The sequence below is a fragment of the Synechococcus sp. H60.1 genome (assembly GCF_047462335.1).
Taxonomy (GTDB): Bacteria; Cyanobacteriota; Cyanobacteriia; order Thermostichales; family Thermostichaceae; genus Thermostichus.
Genome location: NZ_JANSJA010000053.1, coordinates 1 through 2,881, shown reverse-complemented (window position 1 = coordinate 2,881; position 2,881 = coordinate 1). Strand labels below are relative to the sequence as shown.

At 58.7% G+C, this 2,881-nt stretch carries 4 protein-coding genes; 2 read left to right on the top strand and 2 right to left on the bottom strand.

Going from position 1 to position 2,881, the window contains the following annotated elements:
- Positions 1–2 precede the first annotated feature (2 nt).
- The gene (locus NW852_RS02880) at positions 3–140 is read right to left on the bottom strand and encodes a photosystem II reaction center protein K (protein WP_414372686.1); all 138 of its coding nucleotides are present in this window, start codon (positions 138–140) and stop codon (positions 3–5) included.
- A 124-nt stretch (positions 141–264) separates the two neighbouring features.
- On the bottom strand, positions 265–510 hold the full coding sequence (gene psaK / locus NW852_RS02875; protein WP_414378711.1) for a photosystem I reaction center subunit PsaK: 246 nt from the start codon (positions 508–510) through the stop codon (positions 265–267).
- A 356-nt stretch (positions 511–866) separates the two neighbouring features.
- Here psaK and NW852_RS02870 point away from each other — a divergent pair, with 356 nt between their 5' ends.
- Both NW852_RS02870 and NW852_RS02865 read left to right on the top strand, forming a co-directional pair.
- Positions 867–1,844, top strand: a complete 978-nt coding sequence (locus NW852_RS02870; protein WP_414372690.1) for a fatty acid desaturase — start codon at positions 867–869, stop codon at positions 1,842–1,844.
- Between the two features lies 1 nt (position 1,845).
- Positions 1,846–2,736, top strand: a complete 891-nt coding sequence (locus NW852_RS02865) for a hypothetical protein (RefSeq protein ID WP_414372692.1) — start codon at positions 1,846–1,848, stop codon at positions 2,734–2,736.
- The last annotated feature ends 145 nt before the right edge of the window (positions 2,737–2,881 follow it).

The window sequence follows — 2,881 nt, the reverse complement described above, 5'->3', positions numbered from 1 at the left end:
CTTCACTTGAAGCCCACTGCCGCCTGCCAGACAAAAGCCAGCAAAAAGAACAAAACAGGGATGATGGGCAGAATGTCGATCAGGGGATCGAACAGCTCATAGCCTTCTGGCAAAGCAGCCAGGAGCATCATTGCAGACATAGCAACAAACCTCGGGGGGAAGGAAGTGAAGTTAGAAAAACTGCTCTTTTCAGGATTGATAGAGAGTTTAACATTGCCGGGCGGAGATTCTCGCTAAGGTCAAGAAATGTAAACGGAAAATGCTTTAGAGAACCCCCATATTGGAGAGGCCCAGGATCACTCCCACGCCCAGCAGATGGCCGAAGCTGGCAACTCCCAACACTTCCGGCCAGCTCATCCCCAACACAGGCCCTGTTTCTGAAGCCACACCCGAAGAGGACTTGAAGCTTAAGTAGGCCAGCCCTGTGCAGAGCAGGATAATCACCGCGCTCAGGGGAGACCAAGGGCTGGTTTGGGCAGTCATGGCCAATGGCGCAACAACGGGCAGCATGGTTTTCCTCCTCAGCTTGGGTTAACCGCACCCTAGATTACCCCCATTCCGCAACTCCCAAGGGGATCCCCACATGAATTGCAACAGAGGCCGCAACAAAACCTCACACTGTAGTCTTTCTGGCTTCAGGGCCCGTTTACTCTTCGCCGGGATCCCTGTCTGTCGCAACCGGCCTGGATGGACTGGAGTTGGCAAGAAAAATCCGGCCGGGTTCAACGAGGGGGGCGTCTCTCTGCCGTATACTAACGAAAGTTAACAAATCGATCTCTTCCCCTGCTTTTCGAGGTGATGAACTGGCTCTGTTGCCTTGATCCATCCTCACCGTCTGCGCTGTGCACACCCAAGGATGGCTGCCGATGACTGCTGCTGCGACTTCGCAACCGGATCCCAAGCCTTTCACGTTACCCCGCGAGCTGTTGGGGCCGCCGCCAGAATTTTGGAATCCCACCCTGCTGATGTTTTTGGCAGCAGTGGCGCTTTCGGCCTCTTGCTTTGGCGGGTACGCCTTTTGGCATTGGCCCAGGTGGCTGGTGTTTTGGCTCAACTTTGTCGCCCTCTATGTTTTGGGCACGGTGATCCACGATGCCTCTCACGGCTCTGCCCACCGCAGCCGCTTTTTGAACGAGGCGCTGGGTCACGGCTCTGCCTTGTTGCAGGGCTTTGTCTATCCTGTCTTTAAGCGGGTTCACATGCAACACCACGCCCACGTCAACCATCCCGAAGACGATCCCGATCACTATGTGTCCACGGGCGGGCCGCTGTGGCTGATCGCACCGCGCTTTTTCTACCATGAGGTGTTTTTCTTTAAGCGGCAGCTCTGGCGCAAGGGCCGCTGGGATCTGTTGGAATGGGGCCTAAGTCGGCTGGTGGTGATCCTAACGTTTGCGCTGGCCATTCACTTTGGCTACACCGACTACATCATGAACTACTGGCTGCCCCCTGCTTTTATCATGGGCTTCCTGTTGGGCTTGTTTTTCGACTATCTACCCCATCGCCCTTTTCAGTCTCAGGAGCGGTGGTACAACGCCAGGGTTTACCCCGGCTGGCTGACCAATATTCTGCTGCTGGGGCAAAACTATCACCTGATCCACCACCTCTGGCCCTCGGTTCCTTGGTACAAGTATCAGGCGGCCTACTGGGTGGCTAAGCCGGAGTTGGATGCGCGCAACTGCCACCAGACGCTGGGCATTTGGCAGAAGGGCGAGTTTTGGAGCTTTGTCTACGACGCGCTGATTGGCCTCCACTGGCACAAGCCCGCTCCTGAGGGGGCCTCAGCCGAGTTTGCAACAACGCCATCCCTTGCTGATCCCCAGCTTGGCGAAGAGGCCGATTGAGATGGTCTTGCCGACGCTGCGGATCCCTCAGTTGCTGCTGTTTGTGGAGGCGGCCAGCTTGCTGCAGGACTCCAGCCAGGCCCTGTTACAGGCTGGTCAGGCGACGGCGGATTTGCCGGAGGTGATCGCGGAAGCGCGGGGGCGAGCTGAAGCTCAGTTGCAGTCCCTTGGGATCCCGGCAGAGTTGCGGGCGCAGGTGCGAGGGATTCTGAGGTTGACCTCGCTGCCGCAGGTGCTGGCCTACCTGCAGGATTTGTTGGACGCGGGATCCGGCCCCGATTTGGAGGCTTTCCTGAACCAGGCAGGATCCGCCTCTACTCTGTTGCGCTTTCCGCCGCTGCTGCTGGGAGCGGTGACACTGCAGGTGCTGCTGGAGCGGCTGGATTTTTCCCCTGCAGAACAAGCGGTGCTGCAGGCGCAACGAGCCCAGTGGGAACAGGCCCTGGCCGAACTAGCCACCAGCCATGGGGTTTCCCTAGAGCCGCTGCGGGCTGTTGCCGAGAGGGCGCTGCAGGCTGTCTCGACGGAGGAGCTGCTGCAACTGGGCCAGGATCTGGCTCAAGATCTCGAGGATTGGGGGGCTCTGGGCGCCACCGAGGTTGAGGGGGAAACCGAGCCTCAGGTGGAGCTGGCGGGGCCTCTGGTGTTCCTGATGGTGGCCGATCACCTGTTGGCCCAGACAGAGTATCCCCTCACCCCCGATCAACGGCTGGATCTGCAGACCAATCGCGCCGAGGCAGAGAGCCGCCTCGCGGCCATGCAAAAGCTGGGCCGCCTTGAGAACTTGGCGGAGCAACGGGCCTACATCCAGGCTTGGATCGCGCAGACCTCGGTTCCCGATCTGCTACAGACTCTGGATCGCTGGTTTGCCCCCTCTGAGGTTGACCCCTAAGGTTCATCAGAGGCAGGACCGAGGCTCGCTATGCTTGATGCTGTAATGCTGAGGCAAGCGGATCCCACGCAAGGGAGGAGGTGGGAAGGTGGACTGGGGCAGCCTGTTCTGGCTCTTTCTGATCTTCAGCTCATTGCAGCCCCTT